Origin of the sequence: Paenibacillus sp. PAMC21692, assembly GCF_014303795.1 — a bacterium.
Taxonomy (GTDB): Bacteria; Bacillota; Bacilli; order Paenibacillales; family Paenibacillaceae; genus Pristimantibacillus; species Pristimantibacillus agaridevorans.
Genome location: NZ_CP060293.1, coordinates 2,304,799 through 2,325,001, shown reverse-complemented (window position 1 = coordinate 2,325,001; position 20,203 = coordinate 2,304,799). Strand labels below are relative to the sequence as shown.

General features: G+C 52.3%; 20 protein-coding genes. 7 read left to right on the top strand and 13 right to left on the bottom strand.

Going from position 1 to position 20,203, the window contains the following annotated elements:
* Positions 1 to 65 precede the first annotated feature (65 nt).
* The 6 genes from H7F31_RS09255 to H7F31_RS09230 form a co-directional block, all read right to left on the bottom strand.
* On the bottom strand, positions 66 to 1,418 hold the full coding sequence (locus H7F31_RS09255; RefSeq protein ID WP_187103913.1) for an ABC transporter substrate-binding protein: 1,353 nt from the start codon (positions 1,416 to 1,418) through the stop codon (positions 66 to 68).
* Between the two features lie 100 nt (positions 1,419 to 1,518).
* Positions 1,519 to 3,048: an AraC family transcriptional regulator gene (locus H7F31_RS09250; protein WP_187103912.1), complete on the bottom strand. Its 1,530-nt coding sequence runs from the start codon at positions 3,046 to 3,048 to the stop codon at positions 1,519 to 1,521.
* Positions 3,049 to 3,064: 16 nt separating this feature from the next.
* A complete protein-coding gene (locus H7F31_RS09245) occupies positions 3,065 to 4,951 on the bottom strand; it encodes a sensor histidine kinase (RefSeq protein WP_187103911.1) in 1,887 nt (628 codons plus the stop codon).
* 128 nt (positions 4,952 to 5,079) lie between these two features.
* On the bottom strand, positions 5,080 to 5,295 hold the full coding sequence (locus tag H7F31_RS09240; protein WP_187103910.1) for a hypothetical protein: 216 nt from the start codon (positions 5,293 to 5,295) through the stop codon (positions 5,080 to 5,082).
* Between the two features lie 118 nt (positions 5,296 to 5,413).
* Positions 5,414 to 6,280: a metallophosphoesterase gene (locus H7F31_RS09235; protein ID WP_187103909.1), complete on the bottom strand. Its 867-nt coding sequence runs from the start codon at positions 6,278 to 6,280 to the stop codon at positions 5,414 to 5,416.
* Positions 6,281 to 6,299: 19 nt separating this feature from the next.
* Entirely contained in the window at positions 6,300 to 7,832 is a 1,533-nt protein-coding gene (locus H7F31_RS09230) for a DUF4153 domain-containing protein (RefSeq protein ID WP_187103908.1), read from the bottom strand.
* A gap of 118 nt (positions 7,833 to 7,950) precedes the next feature.
* Between H7F31_RS09230 and H7F31_RS09225 the strand changes: the two genes are divergently transcribed.
* Positions 7,951 to 9,789, top strand: coding sequence for an ABC transporter substrate-binding protein (locus tag H7F31_RS09225; protein WP_187103907.1), 1,839 nt, complete (start codon positions 7,951 to 7,953; stop codon positions 9,787 to 9,789).
* 123 nt (positions 9,790 to 9,912) lie between these two features.
* On the top strand, positions 9,913 to 10,317 hold the full coding sequence (locus H7F31_RS09220; RefSeq protein ID WP_187103906.1) for a DUF2500 domain-containing protein: 405 nt from the start codon (positions 9,913 to 9,915) through the stop codon (positions 10,315 to 10,317).
* Between the two features lie 861 nt (positions 10,318 to 11,178).
* Here H7F31_RS09220 and H7F31_RS09215 read toward each other — a convergent pair.
* Entirely contained in the window at positions 11,179 to 11,814 is a 636-nt protein-coding gene (locus H7F31_RS09215) for a GNAT family N-acetyltransferase (protein ID WP_315970556.1), read from the bottom strand.
* 114 nt (positions 11,815 to 11,928) lie between these two features.
* Positions 11,929 to 12,750, bottom strand: a complete 822-nt coding sequence (gene hisJ, locus H7F31_RS09210; protein ID WP_261800361.1) for a histidinol-phosphatase HisJ — start codon at positions 12,748 to 12,750, stop codon at positions 11,929 to 11,931.
* A gap of 212 nt (positions 12,751 to 12,962) precedes the next feature.
* On the opposite strand from hisJ, the gene H7F31_RS09205 reads away from it, so the two are divergent.
* On the top strand, positions 12,963 to 13,952 hold the full coding sequence (locus H7F31_RS09205) for a M23 family metallopeptidase (RefSeq protein WP_187103905.1): 990 nt from the start codon (positions 12,963 to 12,965) through the stop codon (positions 13,950 to 13,952).
* 1 nt (position 13,953) lies between these two features.
* The gene (locus H7F31_RS09200) at positions 13,954 to 14,349 is read left to right on the top strand and encodes a bactofilin family protein (protein ID WP_087569728.1); all 396 of its coding nucleotides are present in this window, start codon (positions 13,954 to 13,956) and stop codon (positions 14,347 to 14,349) included.
* Between the two features lie 179 nt (positions 14,350 to 14,528).
* Here H7F31_RS09200 and H7F31_RS09195 read toward each other — a convergent pair whose 3' ends face one another.
* Entirely contained in the window at positions 14,529 to 15,095 is a 567-nt protein-coding gene (locus H7F31_RS09195; protein ID WP_187103904.1) for a hypothetical protein, read from the bottom strand.
* On the bottom strand, positions 15,092 to 15,574 hold the full coding sequence (locus H7F31_RS09190; RefSeq protein WP_187103903.1) for an RNA polymerase sigma factor: 483 nt from the start codon (positions 15,572 to 15,574) through the stop codon (positions 15,092 to 15,094). The genes H7F31_RS09195 and H7F31_RS09190 overlap by 4 nt, the downstream gene beginning before the upstream one ends.
* A 226-nt stretch (positions 15,575 to 15,800) precedes the next feature.
* On the opposite strand from H7F31_RS09190, the gene H7F31_RS09185 reads away from it, so the two are divergent.
* Positions 15,801 to 16,265 (top strand): hypothetical protein, encoded by a 465-nt coding sequence (locus tag H7F31_RS09185; protein ID WP_187103902.1) that lies wholly within the window; start codon positions 15,801 to 15,803, stop codon positions 16,263 to 16,265.
* A 186-nt stretch (positions 16,266 to 16,451) separates the two neighbouring features.
* Here the strand turns inward: H7F31_RS09185 and H7F31_RS09180 are convergent, their stop codons facing one another.
* On the bottom strand, positions 16,452 to 16,916 hold the full coding sequence (locus tag H7F31_RS09180; RefSeq protein WP_187103901.1) for a hypothetical protein: 465 nt from the start codon (positions 16,914 to 16,916) through the stop codon (positions 16,452 to 16,454).
* A 20-nt stretch (positions 16,917 to 16,936) separates the two neighbouring features.
* On the opposite strand from H7F31_RS09180, the gene H7F31_RS09175 reads away from it, so the two are divergent.
* Entirely contained in the window at positions 16,937 to 17,605 is a 669-nt protein-coding gene (locus tag H7F31_RS09175; RefSeq protein WP_187103900.1) for a copper amine oxidase N-terminal domain-containing protein, read from the top strand.
* Between the two features lie 228 nt (positions 17,606 to 17,833).
* Positions 17,834 to 19,408 (top strand): DUF5050 domain-containing protein, encoded by a 1,575-nt coding sequence (locus H7F31_RS09170; RefSeq protein ID WP_187103899.1) that lies wholly within the window; start codon positions 17,834 to 17,836, stop codon positions 19,406 to 19,408.
* 105 nt (positions 19,409 to 19,513) lie between these two features.
* Here H7F31_RS09170 and H7F31_RS09165 read toward each other — a convergent pair whose 3' ends face one another.
* Both H7F31_RS09165 and H7F31_RS09160 read right to left on the bottom strand, forming a co-directional pair.
* Positions 19,514 to 19,771 carry a type 1 periplasmic-binding domain-containing protein gene (locus H7F31_RS09165; protein ID WP_187103898.1) on the bottom strand — a complete coding sequence of 86 codons (258 nt, stop codon included), beginning with the start codon at positions 19,769 to 19,771 and terminating at the stop codon, positions 19,514 to 19,516.
* Between the two features lie 57 nt (positions 19,772 to 19,828).
* Positions 19,829 to 20,035 (bottom strand): GntR family transcriptional regulator, encoded by a 207-nt coding sequence (locus H7F31_RS09160; RefSeq protein WP_187103897.1) that lies wholly within the window; start codon positions 20,033 to 20,035, stop codon positions 19,829 to 19,831.
* Positions 20,036 to 20,203 lie beyond the last annotated feature (168 nt).

Sequence of the window (20,203 nt, the reverse complement as noted above, 5' to 3'; positions counted from 1 at the left end):
ATGTATGAATTAAAAGAAGGGAAGGAGCAAGCTTTCGACCCTTCCCTTCGGTATGAGCATTTCTCTTAGAAGCCCGGCAGCTTTGCGTCTTTTCCGCTCTTCAGATAACCTTTTTGCGTCTCTTCGAGCACCTTGTCAATCGATTTCCCTTTCAGTACAATCGACGCGCGATCAAAGTCGACCGAGATGCCGGGTGCCAGAATGCCGTGGTAGAACGGCTTCGCTTTACCTTCCTCCATCAAGTTCGCGACTTCGGCTGTGCCAGGGTTCAGCTCGGTATTGATGCCGACGAAGGACGGCATACCTTTCATTTGTCCGTAGTAGGCGTTCAAATTTTCGTCGCTTGTAAAAAATTCGAAGAACCCTTTTGCCGCATCAAGCTGTTTTGAGTTTTTATTTAGATATAGCGCCCAAGGATCGGAAAACGCGAGATACGGATCGTCGTTGATCGGCAGTGGGAACATGCCGATATCTTTTCCCGCTTCCGGAAACTTCTCGATCAAGACAGGAATCGCCCAGTCGGCTTGCAGAATCATGCCCGCCGTGCCGTTCGCAAGCGCCGCGATTTGGCTGTCATAGGTTGCCGACCCGGCATCTTTGTTGTATAACCCCTTGTCCGCAACTTCCTTCAACTTTTCGAGCACTTGCCGGAAAGCCGGGTCCGTCGTGAAATCGTAACTGCCGCCATTAATTTGATCGATAATCCCGGGATTGTCTTTCTGGACGATATTTGCGACCAGGGAATAGTGGAACAACAACGTCGGCCAACCGTCCTTCAATGCCTCATAAATCGGCGTCACGTTTGCCGCTTTCAGCTTTTCTGCAGCTGCGATAAACGCTTCCCATGTCGTCGGCACTTCGATGCCGTTGGCGGCGAACACTTTTTTGTTGTAGATGACGCCCGTCACGTTGACCGCCGCCGCCGGAATGCCATATTGTACGCCCCCTACCTTCAAATAAACGGGAACATCGGCGATGGCCGGGCTGATTTTCGAAATGTACGGTTCCCCGGAAATGTCGAGGAAATTTTGGTCCGCCTGAATGCTTTTCAACTGGCTTTCCGTACCGTAGTAAGCGACAATGTCGGGAATTTCATTGGCTGCCATCTTGCCGGCCAGAGCGTCGGAGAAAGGCTGTCCGCCCGGCGTGACTTGAACGTCGAGCTTGTTGCCCGTTTTCTCCTCGTAACGACTGAGTGCGGCTTGAAACGACTCCGTGTACCAATCCTTGTTGATCAGCATCGTCAGCGTGACCGGATCGGCTGGCGGTTTTTCGCCGGCTGGTTGGCTGGATTCCGATGCGCCCGGTGCGGTCGAAGCCGCTTTGCCGTCGTTCTTTGAATTTGCGCACGCGGACAATAACAGCATGACCGCCAGCAAGACGTTTAATGTAACCGCGATCTTTCTGGATTTCCTCATTCTTCTTTCCCCCCGAAATTTAAGTCGTACTGCCCTTGCATCTAAATGATAATGGATGAAAGCGCTCAACAAAATGGATGATGTTGTTCGGGGGTTTGTATTATTTTGCTGAAATTGCCCGGTATTCGGAAGGGGTGCAGCCCGTCTGGCTGCGAAAAACGCGGCTGTAGTAGTATTGATCGGCGAATCCGACCAATTCTGCGATTTCCTTGAACTTAAACGAAGGGTTTTCCACAATGAGCTTTTTCGATTGCTCAATGCGAACCTTAAGCAAATATTCAATCGGAGATTCGTCCTTGTATTTCTTGAAAAGTTTACACAAGTGGGACTCGCTCAGTCCGAATTGCTGCGCCAACTCGCGCAATGTCAACTTATTTGGATAATGTGTTTCCATATACCTGCAGACGAGGTTTACAACCTCTTCGTAATCCGTTCTCGTCGGTTCCGGGTTTGCATCCACCGCTTCTTCGATCGTCGAGGCGATCACCCGTCTAAGCCGATCGGGTTCTCCGCAATCCGAAAGCAAATCCTCCACAAGACGCTCGGCGTTGCGGCTTTGCGAAAGCTCAATATGGTTGGCGCTGCGCCCGACGAGCGTCAGCAAACCGACGAGATCGCGTTCGAGAGTTACGTTCGGCACACGGTCCGACGTCCAGCGCTCCAACAATCGGTCGACTGCAGCGAGAAGCTGCGGCGTCTGACCGTTATGACAGAGCAAGGCGATCGATTTCTCGTCCGCCGTCGTCCATCCTGAATGAGCCTGCGGCTCCTGATGTTTAAATAGCCGGCTTTGTCCCATGACGGCTCCTTCTCGCGAAATCGCCCGCAAGCGGTCGATTTCCGCGGACAATGCCTCGGCGTTCAACTCGGAGCCTCCAGCCGCTCCCGTTGCGTACCAGGAGCGGTCGATGGCAGAGGCCGAAAGGCGATTCCAAACGTTTATCATCCGCTGGGGATCATTACCCGACTCATCGAACGCAATGATGATCTCGTTATTGAAGTTTCCTTCGATGATCCACGCCGGTTCCTCCGGTATTTCTCTTAACTCGTCCAATATTGGACCCAATCCGCGATTCGACCATGCCTCCGTCATAAATTCCCGCGACCTCGATCCTTCGGGATGGTTGCGGAAAGGGTGGTTGATCACGACGTACAGCAAACCAATGCGGCGGGACTCCGAATCGTACTCGGCGGCAACGCGGCTGCGGCGGATAAAAGCGTTTAAGGCCGTGTTCATGTCGCGGTCATACCGCTCGTCCGCCTTCGCTTTGGCGGCTCTTATGGCTCTCTCGAACGCTTCGGGCGTAACCGGCTTCACCAGATAATCGTCAACGCCGAGCTGCAGTGCGCGCTGCGCGAAGTCGAACTCGCGATATCCGCTCAGAATCACGCAAACAATGCCCTGAAACTCGGCTTTGACCGCTTCAATCAAGGAAAGGCCGCTTCGCATCGGCATATGGATATCCGTGAGCAGCACATCCGGCCGAAGAGTTCTGACGCGCTCGAGCGCTTCTTCCCCGTCCCAGGCTTGGCCGACGACGCGAAAGCCCGACCCCATGCCTTCGATTTTCTGAATCAGATCGCGCAAGATCGGCGGTTCGTCTTCCGCAACGACAATTCTGCAAACCATGTCTTGACCTCCCCGTTTATTGTTTTAAAAACTTCAACCTGACGGTAAATCCCCCAGCTTCGTTTCGGCCAAGCTCGAACGAGAACCCGGCCTTGTTAAGCAGCGTCAACCGGCGAATAGAGCCGATTAAGCCGATTCCTCCCGCTGCCGGGTCCGCGATTCGGCCGTCCTGCGGCGAAGATGCGGGAATCAGCCGCGAGTAAATGGAGGCCAGCTTGCCGTCTTCGATCCCGATCCCGTTGTCGGCGACGGATATCTCCCAGCCGGCATTGCTTTCGAACGCCGAAATCCGCACAGTCCAAGGCGGTTTGCTGAGCTTGAACCCGTGATTGAAGCAATTTTCGATCAGAGGCTGAAGCACAAGCTTCGGAAGCGGCATTGACAGAAGCGTTTCCGGGATATCGATATCGTAAATCAATTTTTCCTCAAACCTCATTTTCATGAGAGACAAGTAATCCATCGAATAGTCGAGCTCGTGCTGGAGCGTCGACATCGTTTCGCTTTGGGTCGAGGCGTAATACAGCATATCGGAAAGCTGATAGCACATCCGCGCCGTTTTCTCGATATCCCCTTCCTCGCTCGCCGCGGCGATAACCGCCAGCGTGTTGTGCAGGAAATGGGGATTGATCTGCGCCTGAAGCGCCGCCATGTAAGCCTCCGCTTCTCTCGTTCTCGCTTCTATAGTGTCGTTCATCGACTCCTCCAGCCTCGAGTACGTATCCTTAAACGCCGAATATACTTGCGAAATTTCCTCCGCGGAGGATGCGATTTTCTTCTCCTGCTTCTCCGTCAAAGGATTGAGATTCAAGCCCCTCCCTCTTTTGCGAACTGCGCCGTGCAACAGTTTTAAAGGGCGAGTAATGCTCTTGGAAACGAAATAAGACAGCAAAAAAGCAAAAATGAGCATCAACGCGCTGACGGTAGCGATATTGTTGCGAAACGCGTAAAGCTCGGCATATAGAACTTCGTAATCCATCGACAGCGCGATCGTCCAGCCCGTATAGCCGGACCTCATGGCAATTAGCGCTTGTCGGCCAGAATCCTCCGACTCGTTCCGTTCCGTCAGGAAAGCCCTGTCCGCTTGCGGCGCATAGGAAGCCAGCCGTTCCGGGTGCAGCCTCTCGGAGACGGCAGCTTCGACGGGATAAACGAGCTCCCCCTCAGACCCATAAATATGTACACGATTCGCGTAGGAACCGAACGATGATTCTACGATCTTTACGATCTTCTCGTAGTCCTGCTGAATTTCGATGACGCCTCTCCGCTCGGGATCAGATGTAAATCGAAACGTTCGAAACCAGGAAAACACGTGCCCCGGCTTGCTTCCGTACCAGTTCGTCCGGTATGGTCCGAGCAGATGCGTATTCCCGTATTCCGATATAAGCTCGCGAAACCAGGGAGCGGAGGCAAGCAAGTCGCGGCGCTCCCGAATCATTTCTTCCGCAATGTTAAAGGGAGCCGAATACATAATGTCGTTCATATCGTAAAGCAGCACTTCGGTCGCGCGATAATTCAACCCGTTTACCGCATTGATGATACCCGTGATCAGCTCCGTCTTTCCGAGCTCCGGATTTTCGAAGGCGATTCCTTCGGCAACAGTTCTGTCGAGAAAAAAGAAATCATTTAAATACAATATGGGATTGGCGAGGGGCGGGAGGTTCATCTCATCCGCATATGGAATGCGGCTGACGATCGTATCTTTGGCGAGCACATCCATGTCGGAGACGACGATATCGTACTGGGAGGAGGCGGAAGTCACGAGCTGCTTGTAAGTAGACAAAACCTTGTTTTGGATATACGAGGACACGAACAAATAAAAAACGCCGCCAAGAATGAGAGCTATGACCAGAATTAAAGAAATATAGCTGACGAATAGCCTGCTTTGGATCCCCAGCAATTTCATCCGTCGTCCCCCTCTGACGCGATTAATTCTATTATTCTAAAAGACAATTCGAATATTGACAAGCGCACAAAAAATAGACCCGGAACGGGTCTGTACGGATTTATCGCTTTAATTCAATAAAATTATAATTACCGCCTCTTGCGCTTTCGGGCTTTGCGCACGAATCCGCGGCCCCGCCTGACGGAGCTGCTTTCGGCGCTTTCCAGCGCCTCTTCCTCCACCGTGCTCTCGCCGGGGCCCGTTGTCGTAACGGAGGTCGAGCTCGGGGAATTCTCCCATATATGTCCGAAAATAATCGTGCCTTCGTTTCTGACTATGACAACTTTCCCGTGGTAGCAGGGCATGGTCTCTCATCCTTCGATTTCGTCATGATCCATACCCTATTGTACGCGATCGGGCCGAGCAGCGCATTGGCTCATCCATTAGGAACAATCGCCTTTTTGTAAGCATGCAAGACATGTTCTACGATGTTCCTCCACCACGAACCAGATCCACCGAAATCATCTCAGGCCGGTTAAATAACCGTTGAGGGATGACGCTGTTGCCAAGGCCCCTGCTGACAATGAGCGATGAGCCGTTCTTGTCGTGTTTTCCCTCCGACAGCTTCGGCCAGAAGCCTTGCTCGGGGGAATAGACTCCTCCCACGAACGGAATACGAAATTGACCGCCATGCGCATGTCCGGCGAAGGTCAAATCCAGTCCTTGCTCGGCATATACGTCGAACAGCTCAGGCCGGTGAGAGAGAAGAATCGTATACGACTCCGGATGTTCGATGCCTTCCATCGCTTCCGCCAGATGCATATTCAGCTTGTCCGCGCTCCCGTCGCCTTCCCGGTTAAACAGCGGATCATCGACGCCGACCAGTCGCAAAAAGCCGTCTCCAAGCGGGATAATATCATGTTCATTGCGAAGCACGCGCACGCCCAGCTTGATCAGACGCTCCTCGAGCTCCGGATACTCGGCCGCCGAATATTCGTGATTGCCTACCACCATGTAGACCGGCGCAATACGCACGATTCCTTCCATCATTGCGTAACTCGCTTCCCCGTCATAATGATGCGAGTCAACGAGATCTCCGGTGACCACGATCAGATCCGGCTTTAGCTTCTCCACTTTCTTGAGAAGAGGACGCTGGTCCCTTCCGAACATTTTGCTCTGCAGATCGGAGAGCTGGACGATTCGATAATTGTCGAACCCTTGCGGCAGCTTCTCCGATGCGATTCGGTGCGTCGATATTTCGATCGCGTTGTTCTCAAAATGCAAGAAGAGATACATCGCCAAAATGAAAGCCGGAATGTAGAGCAACAGCCATCGTTTTCTCCTGCTCAAACTTTCACCTCCCGTCCTATCAATGACTTTCTAATTTCTCAGCTCTTCTATGCGACAGGTTCCAGGACTGCCATCCCTTCCTGTCCTTCGCTTCCAGCCGCAATTCCGCTAAAATATCCCGAACTTCCTTCAGCTCCGGATGCCGCTCCTGCAATTTCAGGAGAGCCGGCGCCGCATCCGCCGACAAGGTGGACATATACCCCCAGTCCATGCGCCCGTTCCGCTCATAGCGCTCCGCGTTGTTCTCCGCAATCCGCGCGTCAAGATTAGCATAGTTCATAATAACGTATGCTACAATCGCAAGCGCAATATTGACCTTGGCCAGCGAATATCTGCCGTACCAGATTCGGACGATAGCGGCTATCATCATAATCCCGAGCAGAATCATGAAGCCATGCACCAGCAGCCGCTGCTGCGTGAAACCATAAGCCTCCTCATATAAAGATAACCTGCTGTACGCAGATGTTAACATGACGAGCGTACAACTCATGAGCACGGTCAACAGCACTTGCCTGAATCGGTCTAGCAGCCCGCTCTCCTTCTTGACGAAATGCAGCCCTAACAGCAATATCCCCATGTTGATCATGGCAATAACGACGAGCTCCGCGAAACCTCGACGAGCGTATTCCGCATATGCCGTCCCTGCAGGCAGCAATCCCTCGGCCGCGCCGAACAGATAGGAGAATTGGATCGCTACGAAAAAAACATAAACGAAGTTCACGCAGACCAGAACGGTGGCAGCGACCGTAGAATCGATATGGACTCCCGTACCTGACTTCTCCGCCGTGCTGCCATGGGGCTCCCTGGGAAACGCTGTCTCGAGCCCTTCATCGTCGCTTTTCGTCTTTCGGAACAACAGTCCCCATACAAAACAGAACACATAGAATGAGATGCATCCGCCGATGAATATTCTCGCAAGCGCATCGCCGACGAACTCGTCGTCGAACAGATTGGGAACATTCTCGATCCACGATCGGAAGATGCCGTCGGCAGAAGCAAGAAGCGCCACGACGACAATCAACAGCGGAGCCGCAATAACGAGACCTAGCACAATCTTGCCGAATTTCCCGCTTAAGCGGCCTCTCCCCTTCTCGATGCGGAACCAGCCGGCAAGGATGCCGAATGGCACCCCTATATGGGTTAACGGAATGAGGAGCCACTGCTTCAACAAGTCGCCGTAAAATCCGAAACGATGCCACGGCTGCGAGCCGCCGCGCGTTAACAGCATGCTTTGAGCAACCATTAGCAGCATTAGCCCCCAGAAATTCAGAAAACGGAATAGTTCATTCGCAAACAAGGCATAGCTGACCGCAAGCGCCGCGATCGGTCCGAACAGCAGCCAGCCCGTCTTCGACTGCCCCTTCCATCTATCAAAACCGCCGAGCCTGCCTTTCACCGAATAGAAGAACAAGCCGTAACACATGGTGACGAATATGGGTACCGACAAACCGAACGGTTGCCTCACGAATAAGTATTGTCCTATGAAACCGAGCAGCAGAGCGATCATCCACATCCGGCTATATCTTTTCAGCCAAGGCGCTGGATCTCTCATCACGCGTGCCTCCCTTTACTTTGCTTTTTCCTATTTTTATTGTAACCTATAAAATAAGAACAAAAAGTGCAATTTGCGAAGTCGTAATTTCATGTTTTAGAGGAAGGGGCTGGCGGATATGAAGATCCGGAGGCATTATATCGCGCTCCGACGCGCCTATTCGTCGATTGCCGACGGAGAGGCCGCGCTGACGACCACCTTCGAGCTGGCGGAGCGGCTGGCATGCACGACGCGCAATATGGTCATGATCTTGAAGAGGATGGAAAGCGACGGCTGGATCAGATGGGAGTCGCGCCGCGGCAGGGGCAATCGGTCGGAGCTAGTGTTCCTTGTACCTCTTGAACATATGTTGCTGGAAGAAGCCAAAGAGCATGTAGGACGCGGCGATCTGCAGGCCGGGCTGGACACGCTTCAGGGGGCGGACGGGCTCGCTGCAAGAGAAACGTTCCAGGATTGGCTAACGAGCCAGTTCGGATTTCGGTCCCAAGTGGACGGCAAACGCAGGACCGATACGCTGCGCTTTCCGCTTCCCGGCATGATCGCCAGCCTCGATCCTGCCAATATTCATTATTTTGGAGAATCGCATCTCGTCCACCAGCTTTTCGATGGTCTAGTGCGAATGGACAGCCGCGGCAACGAAGTGCTTCCGCATCTGGCGCATGCATGGGAGTCTGACGACAGCCGGACCGAATGGACATTCTATCTGAGGAAAGGCGTCATGTTTCATCATGGACGGGAGATGACGGCCGCCGATGCGGCCTACTCCATCGAACGCTTGCGTCGGCAAGCCCCGGACGGTTTGTACAGCTGGGTTTACCGCGGGATAAAGTCCATCGAGACGCCTGACGACACGACTATCCGGTTCCAGTTGATGAAACGGTGCGAGCTGTTTCTTCCTTTCCTGGCCACGAACCGCGCTTCCGTCGTGCCGCAGGATGTGTGCGAAGCGGAGGGCGAGCGGTTCGGAGTTGGCAGCCTCGGAGGATCGACCGTAGGCACCGGTCCTTTTCGCCTTCTTTCCAGCGACCAGAGAATTCTGACGTTGGAGGCGAATCCGGTTTATTTTCAGGGACGGCCCTTCCTGGACCAGGTTGAATTGTGGACGATGCCGATTCCCGACGGTCATCCTCATCAGGACAGCAGCGAGCTACGGCAATATCAAGTGATGCACAACGTAAGGATGTTGGAGAACGAGGGTTCCAAGTGGCAGCAAGTCCGGCAGTCCGGCACGACCTGCAAGTTTCTGTCCATGAACGAATTAAAGGACGGCGCGCTGGCTAACCCAAGGCTCAGAAGGCTGCTGAATCGCGCGATCAACCGCGGCGAGCTGCTTCGACTGCTGTCTGGCGACGTTATCGAAGAAGCCACCAGCTTCTGGCTGCGAGCCAGCGGCGGAGACAAGGAAGGCAGACAGGCTCCATTCGTTCCAGAAGCGCTTTTGGAGGGAGAGCTTGAGGAGCTCATCGTCGGTTTGAACAGCTATTACGAACGCTCTGGCAACAACGCGTTGACGCTGCTGACCATTCCGCAATATGCGGCAGATGCTTCTCTGGTCGCGGAACTGCTGGCAGCGCAAGGCATCCGTCTCGACATCAGGCTTCTGCCGGCGGAGCAGTTCAAGGGCGGCGAACGAATGGAGGCCGACTTGCTGCTGTTCGCAATTATGCTTGACGAATACCGGGAGCTCCGGCTCGTCGATCTGTATACGAGCATGCTGCAGCACATGCCGGATCGCGACGCCTCGGTCATGAACGATAGACTGCGAGCCGTTATGGCGGAGGCCGATCCCGCGGCGCGTGCCAGGCTGTTTATCCGTATCGAGCAGGAGCTTACCGGCCGCGACAGCTTATGCTTCCTTTATCGCAAACATCTAAAAACAGCGTTCCACCCCTCCGTTCAAGGCATTACGCTTGAGTCTTTAAGCTGGGTGCGGTTCAAGGATTTATGGTTTCGATAAGGAAACTTTTTAACACAAACTTAAAGGGAGATTGCAGGAAACCTGTTGGATTGTGCAACATTTTCCCGGGAAATGACGTATTATGAAAATCGATAAAATTTCCAGATAACAGGAGGTATTACCATGGGAGATCCTTTCGGCGCTCCGGCCGGCTTTGACTTCATGATTACAGTTGTTCCTATTATAATCGTCATCGGCTTCGCGGTCGTTATCGGCGGTATCATCTTCTCCGGAGTCAAACACGCGAAAAACGCAAGTTCGCCCCAAGAAAGCACCTTCGCCAAAGTCGTCGCCAAACGGATGGACGTGCGCCACCATACGAACCACCATAATCACGGCAACGATGGCATCGGTCATATGTCGTCCTCTTCGCGCACTTATTACTACATCACGCTGGAGTTCGAGAACGGCACACGCCGCGAATTCCTCGACGTCAAAAATATTTACGGCCTGGTTGCCGAAGGCGACTCCGGCTACGCAGCGACGAAGGGCGAGTGGATCGTCGCCTTCGAGCGCAGTATCGGGTAGCGGAGTGTGGCTGGCAGCTTGAAATGCCGCCGAGCGGCGAGATTTAGAGCGATGCCGCCGACTTAAAGCTTGAAAAGTAGTTGGTCGGAGAGATTTAGATCGATGTCGCCGACTTAATGCTTGAAAAGTTGTCGGTCGGCGAGCTCTAGATCGATGCTGCCGACTTAAATCTTGAAAAGCAGTTGGTCGTCGAGATTTAGATCGATGTCGCCGACTTAAAGCTTGAAAAGCAGTTGTTCGGCGAGCTCTAGATCGATGCCGCCGACTTAAATCTTGAAAAGCAGTTGATCGGCGAGATTTAGATCGATAACGCCGACTTAAAGCTTGAAAAGCAACCGGTAAGCGAGCTTTAGAGCGATGCCGCCGACTTAAATCTTGAAAAGCAGCCAGTCGGCGAGATTTAGATCGATAACGCCGACTTAAATCTTGAAAAGCCGCCAGTCGGCGAGATTTAGATCGATGCCGCCGACTTAGTCTCCACCCGCAGCGGCTGCTCCCAGCATGCTGAGGATCAAAACTACCTGACGATCGCTCTATGTACAAGCTTGTCCTTCTAACGGACAGGAGCGCCGCTATTCTTCGATTAGCTGATGTTTCTAAAATCTAACGGACATACGCGCCTCTATTTGCACCATCCGAGCAACTTTTTGTTATATTTCGGCCATATAGCGGCGCTCCTGTCCGTTAGAATTTGATTCTTGGGCAAAACAGGCTAATAGTGTCGCGTAGGTCCGTTAGATTCTCAGCCAGTCCATATTCTTTATGGGGTAACTCGGCGCGCAATCCTCATTCGAAGTTGTTGCATCATTTCCTAATCGACAAAAAACAGCCTATAGAGGCGGTAACCATTCTTCCCGCTTCTCATAGGCTGATTATTTTCTCCATACAGTAGCTGGACTCGCATTCCGCATATTCGCCGAATCTTTCGATCTCGTAGAAACCTTGCTTTCGGTAGAAACCGATGGACTCGAATTGAGGCTCGCCCGTTTCCAGCCGAAGCCTCGAATGCCCCTGCTCAACGGCACGCTTCTCCAGAAACCGATACACCTTCCCAGCGATCCCCGCCCTGCGAACATCCGGCACTACGTAGAAGCGCTTCAACTCTGCAATGTCGCCGTCCAGGCTCCGAATTCCGCCGCAGCCGACGGGCCGCCCGTCCATGTAAGCAACGGCGAACACCATGCTCGATGTAGAAGGATCCGAGAAGTCCACGCCGAATATTTCTTCTGGCGGATACAAGTCGGCCAGGTAATCGTCTAGCTGTGCGATCAACATGGACAGACGTTTGTCATTCGCGGACTCTTCCCTCACGACAATACGCGCACTGTTCTGCGCACCTTTCTTAAAGGCGGCACCAAGCGCATCTGGATGGCCGGATTCATTCATTTCGACAGGCGAATCCGGCTGACTGGATTCCTTCGTTGCGATAGGCGCATCTGGCTCGCCGGATTCCTTTACGACCGCACCAGGCACATCTGGCTCGCCGGATTCCTTCAAGGCCGTACCATGCACATCTGCCTGTCTATATACATGCCCGGTCGTAGGCTCATCTGCCTGTCCATCTTCATATCCGGTCGTAGACGCAGCTTGCTGCCTCGCCCCCTCCCCGGCTCATACACGCGACATTGTCTCCTCGAACCATTCGTAGCCAAATCCGACTTGCTCCGGCTTATGCGAGTCGGAGCCGTACACGCAAGCAATGCCGCGTTTCGCGCACTCCGCAAGGAACCATGCCGGCACATAAGGTTTCCCGCAAGTAGCCACGCGCATCCCCGCCATGTTGACGTCAACGCCTACGCCGGACGACTCCAGCAAGGGCAGCAGGGCCTCCAACCGGCGGCGAATCAATTCTTCGCTAATCTCCGGCAGCTCCGTCCGGAACTTCTCGATCAGGTTGATATGTCCGATCCGCTTGCGCATCGGCAGCTTGGCGGCTTCACGAATCGCCGCTTCTACATGATTGTAATATTCGTTCGCTACCTCATCCATCGTGCCATAATGGGCGAGCAAATGCCGACGAAAGTCCTCCGCCGTGAAATCGATGCAGCGCATGCCGCCGACGCCGGGCAAATAATGCACGGAGTAGACAACATCCTCAAGCTCGTTCCCCCATTTCTCCAGCAGCTCCTCCGTGAACGATGACGCCCCCGGCAAATAGTCGATCTCCAGACCGATAGTGACTTCGATTTTTCCTTCGTACTTCGCTTTCATTTCTTTGACGTAAGCCAAATAGTCCGGCATCTCGTCCTTCGACATCGCAAGCTCGTCCATCAGCTTAGGATCGTCGATCCAGCCTGCCGGAAGCGGCGGATGTTCGCTAATCGTGTAACGCTGGAATCCCAGCTCGATCGCCCTGTCCAAATACAATTCCTGCTTCGCATCGCTTCCGTGATAACAGAACCGCGTATGCGTATGTCCATCCCATTTCAACATTACCCATGCACTCCTTCCACCCTGCTTGCCCATTTCTTCAGTCATCTTTACACTCGTACCATAGCGTACCATGAGTCCGCGCTAAGGTACAATCCGACTTTCCATCAAGTTGCGGCAACGTTTTTTTCTCCAAGGCAGGAATTAAGGCCTATTCTGTCGAATAAACAGGGTTGTGCAAGAGTAGGAATGTAGTAGGAGGTCCAGGAGCCTAAATGAAACGATTATCCAAGCTATTTACATTCGTCATTATTCCCGAAGCGAACCAATCCGTAAAACGTTTTACAGTAAGCGGATACATTTTAGTAATCGTGCCGTCGGCCATTGCCTTGCTGGCAATATGCGCGGCTATATTCATCTCCTTGTTCAGCGGCAACGCTGCGAAGCTCGCACATCTGCAGGCTCGGCTTGATCTATCGCAGTCTGGTTACGAAAAGTCGCTGCAGTTCAAGAACGACCGTATCGCGGCTCTGGAAGCCGATCTAACGACTCTGTCGGCACAAGCCGATCAGATCGAAAACAAGATAAGCGAAATTGCCGAGTTAGAGAGCCAATTAAAAGAAATCGTCGGCATCCAATCGACGGACGTACATATCTCCTCAGCAAATAGCATGCCCCTGAGCGAAGGAGGACAAGGCGGCGAAGAATTCAGCCTGATGCAATCGGCGGAAGCATTTTCCCTTGCGAATCGCACCGGCGAGGAGTTCGACCTGCTCGCCAGCCTCATGGACGAGCTGAAACCCAGCTTGGAAGCAACCAAGTCCGCTATACTGAAGCACCAGCAATTGCTGGACATTACCCCGACGATCTGGCCTTCGGACAATCGGAAAATCACCTCGACCTTCGGCGTTAGACGAGATCCTATATCCGGCCGTTCCGCCGTTCATAACGGACTGGACATCGGCGGCAATCGCGGCGATCCCATCTACGCCGCGGCAGACGGCGTTGTCACCTTGTCGGAGAGAACCTATCCGCAGGGCAACAATATTTTGATCGATCATGGGAGAGGCATCGAGACTCGTTATCTCCATCTTAACGCCAGACATGTAGAGGTAGGCGACAAGGTGCATAAAGGCCAGCTGATCGGCGAGCTCGGCAACACGGGGCGCAGCACGGGCCCCCACTTGCATTATGAGGTTATCGTAAACGGCACGCATGTCGACCCTAAGCCCTATATCCAAGAGGACAGAGAGGAACGTGAGTAACATGTTCAAAAGCAAATCCGGATCGGGCAAGATTAACCCGGATACGACAGATACGCTCATCGGGGAAGGTACGATCTTCGAGGGCAAGCTTCGTTCCGAAGCAAGCATTCGCATCGAAGGCAGCATTATCGGGGATATTTCCTCTAACGGAGATGTCATTATCGGGGAGAATGGCGTTGCCAACTCCAATTTAAGCGCCCGCGACCTCGTTCTTGCGGGACAGCTAAACGGCGATGCCGAGATACGCGGCAAGCTGACCATCAGCTCCACGGGCGTGCTTAACGGCAATATTACGGCAGCCTCGCTCATCATCGAGTCGGGCGGCGTCTTTAACGGCAGCAGCAAGATGACAAGCACAAAGCCCGAAGCCGTCCAGCCGGTTAAAGCAACATCTTGATCGGTTAGGTCCAGACGCAAGAAGAAACGTATAAAGAAAGTATGGGCAAAATCTTATGCTTTCCTATAAGTCAAGAAAACCTCTTCCTTGATGAAGGGCCCGCGAGCAGATGTCCTTCACCCTAGGAAGAGGTTTTTCATGATTTTAAGCTCTCTTTATCTCATCGTTGTTTTATAGGTTTAGAAATTGTTGTAGATCCGCTGCGCGGTGACTTTGCCGCTTGCCACGTCATCCGAAGTGAAGCCGGATACCGCGTTGCCTACTTTGAACTCTTTGCTGACGAGCTGTTCGGAAGCTTCGGGCGCATTAGGGCCCGGGATGCCGTATTCCGTCTCATCCGTTACCGATACCCACAGATCGCCCACGCGGAAGCTCTTGCCGTCCGCCGCTACTTCTTCGATTACCCCGTCGATGTTAACGACGGCTTTGCCGGAGCTAGGAGGAGCCGGCTGCTGCGAATCCACTACGCCGTTATTCGTGCCCGGCGCCGGCACGTTGCCGCCGTCGTTGCCGCCCCAAGCTACAATGCCTATCGCCAGCACCGCGCATGCCGCTACGCCTAGCGACCATGCTGCCCATTTGTTCTTTTTCGTCGTGTTCACTGTATTCATTCTAATCTCTCCTTTATGTGCTCCATCGGCTTCCATCTTGTGTTGTTCTCTTTCCAACATCGCTATGGTACGTTCCCGAAAGTCCTCGCTCATCTTCAGCTTGGATAATGCCTCCTTGTACCCTGGTTTCTTCATGCTTGTCCTCCTCCTATTACGCTTCTCAGCATCTTGCGTCCGCGCGCCAGCCATGTTCCGACGGTAGCGGGTTTGGAATGCAGCATATCCGCGATCTCTTCCAGCGAATATCCTTCGTAATAATGAAGGTGGATCGGGACCCGGTACTTTTCGTCCAAGGACATTACTTCCTGCAAAACCGTATGTTCGTCCCGCGTAAGCTCGCCCAGATTGTCCGGCATTGCCGCGCGTCTCCGGAACCATCCCGACTTCAACCTGTTCTTGCATTTATTGATCGTCGTCCGGATCAGCCAAGCCTTCTCGTGTTCGCCGCTCGCGAAGACCGGAGCCGACTGCAAATAGGCCAGAAACACATCTTGCGCGACTTCTTCCGCGTCCGACATGTTCTTTAGATAGGAGAAAGCTACCTTGACCAGATTGTCCGAATAGTTGATGACGGCGTTGCGAGCCGCTTCCCCTCGCTCAGATAAATCCTGCACCTGTTGTCCCTCCTTCACTACTAACACAATCCAACATGTCTTTATTTTTCACAATGCCCAATAAAGTTTATTAGTATCTATGGACAATGGGCGAAAAGTGATGAAGTTCGATCTTAAATAAAACTTTATATTCCTTTTACATTGCCAGCACAATTCAGGGGTAGACTAAGGACAATAGATGGCATTAAACATATTCATTCTACGCTCATACCCGGGAGGTATCCTTATGAATCTCGTAATTCGCAATGCCTCGGTCTTACTGATTGCAACCGCCACTTTGCTGGGAGGGCTGTTTAACCCTCCATACGTGGAACCAGCAGCGGAATCGGCGGTCGTTCCCAGCGTCGAGATGCTTCGCGCCGGGGACAGCGCTGTTCCGATCGCGCATGCGCAGCTCCGGGCACTTGATTTCTCCCCAAAAACATCTATCGAGAGAAACGGTCAGATTTATGTGCCGATCCGCGAATACGTGGAGAAACATAGCGGACAGCTCTTTTATAATCGAGAGACTGCATCTGCCGATATTACGGTAGGCGCGGTCTCCTTTTCGCTGCTGTTTGAGGAAGGCGGCATCATGCATAACGGGCATGTTTTGAAAGGCGGATATTTCGTCCAAGACGGCCTTGCCTATATAAATGCAGAACGTCTTGCCGTTATGATGAACGGCCAACTAGCTTTTTCTCCAGCTTAACTGCAGTACCTTTCCAGCCACTCTACGCCATAATCCACCTGCTCCGCCATATCCGATAATTTGCGCCAGCATCACCAGCGCTAAACAAGTACGCAAAAAAACCACAGCATTACGCCCGAGAAGAGCGTACCTGTGGCTTGAATATATTTTCTGATTAACGCGGTTATATACATTTATCTAATTCCGCTAAGCCGTCTGCGACACGACCACTCCGCCAGCTTCCAAGGCCGCAACCCGTTCCAGCAGCATGATTCCGCTAAGCTGGGTGCTCAGCGTAACCCGCTCCGACGGCAGGGAAGACCAATCCGTGTGGAAGACGTTGCGCTCCATATCGCGCGCTAGGCTCCACAAGCTGTTTGCATTGGACAGGAGGAGTTCCTCGGCTTCCGACCTCCCCGACGCTTCCAAGGCGAGCTCCGCCAAATAACGGACCAGTATGCCTTTAAACAAACCGCCGTCGCCGTCGCCTTCGTGCGATGCCCCTCCCATATGATTGTTCCAGCCTGTCTGGATATCCTCCCATAATAGAAGCGCCGCTTCCTTAAATCGTACTATGCCCGTCGCTTCGTATGCGCGCAGCCAGGCAATCGCCATCCACTCCATGTCGTCGTACAGCTCGTTCGGGAAGGCACCTCCCTTACGCTTAAGCAAGCCGTCGTTCCCTGTATGAATTGGAGCGGGTTTACTTATGGGACGGCAATAGCTATAAGCCTTTCGGCAATAACTATAAGCCTTATTATAAGCTCCGTATCAAGCCGGATGTTCCAGTGTTCTCGGCGCCCTATAACGCCATCCATCCTTCTATCGATGCGAATACAGGCGAATGGAGTGATTTCCTGAACGCCCCTGTTACCGAACCGTTCCCGCCTGTCGGCGATTGGCTGATCGATAATGCCGTTCCGGCCGACGCGGTCGGCTACAAGGCCGCGGTCGTCTGGGACCGCGAGCTGCTAAAGCTTGCGAACGAGCCGATCATTCAGAACGGCTATACGCTGGTGCCGTTCCGCGAGCTGCTCACCAAGCTTGGCGCCAGCATTTCGTGGGATCCCGCGAAACGTATCGTGAAGGCGAGCAAAAACGGCATCACTGTTGAGCTGACGATCGACTCCGCAACGGCTGTTATAAACGGCAAGGCGCAGAAGTTCGATGCCCCGGCGCGAATTACCGGCGGTCGAACCTTCATCCCAGCGCGGCTTGTGCTCGAAACGTTCGGCGCGAAGGTCGGCTGGAATGCGGATTCCAGACTTGTGCTGGTCACGACCGATAACAGCCTTCCGCAGCTTACGGCCAAGGAAATGGAGCAGCTTCGCTTCAAAGCCCATCTGAACTGGCTGAGCTAGCCGTACAAAAGCCTGCGATGCAGCACAAGCCGCATCGCAGGCTTTTTCCGTTAACCTGAATTACGATAATAAAGCCTCTGGTGCCCTACGTTTTTCATTCAAGTAACGAACAGAATAGCGCAACTTCCCCCTTACTAAACCGTCTATATAATATAAAATTTGGTAACCAAGGCGATTACTTGGTACAGATGATTCTTGCTCCAGTAAAAAGAAAGGGATGACATACTAATGAGAAGAAATTGGTCAAGATATGCGCTAGCTTTTTTATTTTGTTTGATCCTTATGATGCCTGCAGTACAAATCAGCGCTTCGGAAGCTAGTGTAAAGGTTACCTTGCCAAACTTTAAGGTGAGCCTAAATGGTCATGTGGTAGAAAATCAGTACCGGGAATACCCTCTGTTAGTCTATCGCGGTATAACCTATTTTCCGATGACTTGGAACGATACCAGAATGCTGGGTCTGGAAACAACTTGGTCACAAACAGCTGGCTTACATATTAAGCAAAGCCAGGTGACCTCCGCTTATGCGTCTTATAAGTCAGGGAGTCGCAATGCTTCTTCGTACTCCGCAAAGATTTCCACATCGGCCATTACGGTCAATGGCAAAGTAATTGACAACTCGAAAGAACAATATCCGTTATTAAACTTTCGAAACATTACCTATTTCCCGCTAACCTGGCGTTTCGCGTATGAGGAGTTCGGATGGGATTATAAATGGAATGCCGTCAACGGACTTAGCATTACATCCCATAACCCGCAATTGCAACCGACTGGCCTTCCGGCATTTGCTGCCGATAATGATGTCGCCCTTTTCAAGGGGTACTACTACTTCGTCGAGACGACGTATACTACAAACCGTATATACCGTGCTCCTGTGAAGCAGCCATCCGACAAGGAAGAAATTTATTCTTATAGTCACCCAGATAGTCGCACAAGCTCTGATCTACTTGGACCTTTTTCCTTTCAAATCCGTGACAATACTCTGTGGTTTATCTATCGACTCGGGGGTGGTGTTATGGGTAGCGACTATTTCGTGAAAATCGTTGACGATGGGATGGCAAAGTTGATGCACTCAGGATCTTTGGACTTTCGAGTTACACCTTACGGCACACTGATTGTCCGTCACGGCGATTCGGCATTTGAAGGCGGTAATTTGTCATTATCTTCTGCCGGGGAAAGTGAAAAAGTGGGTGATCCCAGTCTGATGTACGCAGTTACGCTTAGCGGTACTCGGTGGTCATTGGGCAGCGGCAAAGCTTCCTACATGGCTGTCAATGGAGACCATGTGTATGTGCTGGCTTCGCGCGACGAATCCGACGCCAATAAGATCTATGAAATTAATTTAAAGACCAACAAAACCAAAAAGATCGTTGACGCAAGCGTGGGCTGGTTCCAGGTTATCGATAAAAAGCTGTATTACGTTAAAGACAAGGATAGATCGTTATATTCTTCCGATATAGACGGGAAAAATGAAGTTAAATTGTCCGAACACGCCGTAACATGGTTTGAAAGCATCGATGGTAACATTTTTTATACAACAAAAAAGAGCTCCACCCAATACGATTTATATAAGGTCAATCCAAACGGGGATGACACGCTTGCATGGGGAACGTCGATTGCCGGCGTTCAGGTTGTAAATAGTCAGCTCGTATGCCTGCTTGGCGGCAATAATGGCGTTGCGCTGCTAGACGGTTCAGGCCGTCTGCTGCTAAAAGTTTCCGAACCCGTCGGGCGTGTATTTACTTCCGATAATGGTCTTCTATTTCAAAAATCAAACGATTCTTCGTTAGCCATTATTCGTTAAACGAATCAAAGGCAGCCGATCGGCTGCCTTGTTTGTTTTTTTACGAAGCAGGGGAGCGAATATCGGCTATGTCGCCTTATTTTCGCCAAACTGGTCGACTTGCAGCTAAGTCGTCCTGATCTTCGCCTTGCTCTCCGTATGCGCCTGGACGAAACCTTCGATGCGATCCTCGATCGCTGTCGTATCACGGGGCGGCGGAGTGAGAAACGCAATGTGGCGATGGCCAAGATCGAACAGATGGTTCGTACCTTTGGCAGCGCCCGTCACGTTGTCCGTGCAGATGGAGCCCGCAGGCAGTCCTTTCAGATGGTGATCGACCAGCACGAACGGAAACTGGCCGATGACCAGCTTTAGGATCCGCATTGAAGTATTCGCCTTGCGCCGGCAATATGATCATGACGTCCACGCCGAAATCCGTCATCACGAGTCCGATGAGCCGCTTGCCCGGGTTGCGTCCCGATCTGGCTTGTCCCATCGGTGCGATCGAGGCATGTCCGCGAATTCATCGCCAAGCTCCTTCTCCGAAGGAACGCGATCTCCTACCACATATCGCCCTTCCTTGATACGTTCCCGCAAAGCCTTGAAAATTTGTTCATACATGGGTTTGGACGCCGACTCATTAGCCATCCGGTATTCCCCCTCATTCAATAGCCATATCTCAAATAACGAATAGAAGGACAGGAGAAACACGATTCATCGAATATCTACAGTATCTGACACGTAACTTCGTAGAAAGACAACTTGACAATCATTGATTACATCTGTAATCTAAATTCGTAGACTACATAGGTAATC

Excerpts from the sequence above, each read along its gene's own strand:
- H7F31_RS09255 (WP_187103913.1), bottom strand. The coding sequence starts at position 1,418 with ATGAGGAAATCCAGAAAGATCGCGGTTACATTAAACGTCTTGCTGGCG.
- H7F31_RS09250 (WP_187103912.1), bottom strand. The coding sequence starts at position 3,048 with ATGGTTTGCAGAATTGTCGTTGCGGAAGACGAACCGCCGATCTTGCGC.
- H7F31_RS09245 (WP_187103911.1), bottom strand. The coding sequence starts at position 4,951 with ATGAAATTGCTGGGGATCCAAAGCAGGCTATTCGTCAGCTATATTTCT.
- H7F31_RS09240 (WP_187103910.1), bottom strand. The coding sequence starts at position 5,295 with ATGCCCTGCTACCACGGGAAAGTTGTCATAGTCAGAAACGAAGGCACG.
- H7F31_RS09230 (WP_187103908.1), bottom strand. The coding sequence starts at position 7,832 with ATGAGAGATCCAGCGCCTTGGCTGAAAAGATATAGCCGGATGTGGATG.
- H7F31_RS09225 (WP_187103907.1), top strand. The coding sequence starts at position 7,951 with ATGAAGATCCGGAGGCATTATATCGCGCTCCGACGCGCCTATTCGTCG.
- H7F31_RS09220 (WP_187103906.1), top strand. The coding sequence starts at position 9,913 with ATGGGAGATCCTTTCGGCGCTCCGGCCGGCTTTGACTTCATGATTACA.
- hisJ (WP_261800361.1), bottom strand. The coding sequence starts at position 12,750 with ATGTTGAAATGGGATGGACATACGCATACGCGGTTCTGTTATCACGGA.
- H7F31_RS09205 (WP_187103905.1), top strand. The coding sequence starts at position 12,963 with ATGAAACGATTATCCAAGCTATTTACATTCGTCATTATTCCCGAAGCG.
- H7F31_RS09200 (WP_087569728.1), top strand. The coding sequence starts at position 13,954 with ATGTTCAAAAGCAAATCCGGATCGGGCAAGATTAACCCGGATACGACA.
- H7F31_RS09195 (WP_187103904.1), bottom strand. The coding sequence starts at position 15,095 with ATGAAGAAACCAGGGTACAAGGAGGCATTATCCAAGCTGAAGATGAGC.
- H7F31_RS09185 (WP_187103902.1), top strand. The coding sequence starts at position 15,801 with ATGAATCTCGTAATTCGCAATGCCTCGGTCTTACTGATTGCAACCGCC.
- H7F31_RS09170 (WP_187103899.1), top strand. The coding sequence starts at position 17,834 with ATGAGAAGAAATTGGTCAAGATATGCGCTAGCTTTTTTATTTTGTTTG.
- H7F31_RS09165 (WP_187103898.1), bottom strand. The coding sequence starts at position 19,771 with ATGCGGATCCTAAAGCTGGTCATCGGCCAGTTTCCGTTCGTGCTGGTC.
- H7F31_RS09160 (WP_187103897.1), bottom strand. The coding sequence starts at position 20,035 with ATGGCTAATGAGTCGGCGTCCAAACCCATGTATGAACAAATTTTCAAG.